The 295-nt window shown below is 30.2% G+C and carries 1 protein-coding gene; it reads right to left on the bottom strand.

Translation table 11 applies throughout. The features are described from left to right. The coding region (locus tag O6B72_RS09430) for a zinc ribbon domain-containing protein (protein ID WP_269492999.1) at nucleotides 1-295 on the bottom strand (295 nt) is incomplete at both ends.

Below are 295 nucleotides of genomic sequence, written 5' to 3'. Positions count from 1 at the left end.
ATAGAATTTTTGTTGTATTCCTACTTCAACCTTGCTGGTTACTATTTGATTTATTGCTAAATCATCTAGCAGAGCCGTCAAGTCCATAGGCGTAAATTCGGAATTAACTATTCCTACTGTTTCATTTGCAAACTTGTGTAAATTAATACTTGCATTTAAATCTCTATCAATAATATTTCCACAAGATTTGCACTTATAAACTCTATCTTTTAATGTTAAATCCTGCTTTATATTTCCACATACACAGCAAGTTTTGGAACTTGGATAGAATTTATCTGCTCTATGAATTTCTTTT

The organism is Campylobacter ureolyticus, assembly GCF_027277485.1.
Lineage (GTDB): Bacteria > Campylobacterota > Campylobacteria > Campylobacterales > Campylobacteraceae > Campylobacter_B > Campylobacter_B ureolyticus_B.
Note: the sequence above shows the minus strand (reverse complement) of the source record. Positions and strands in the feature narration are given on the sequence as shown.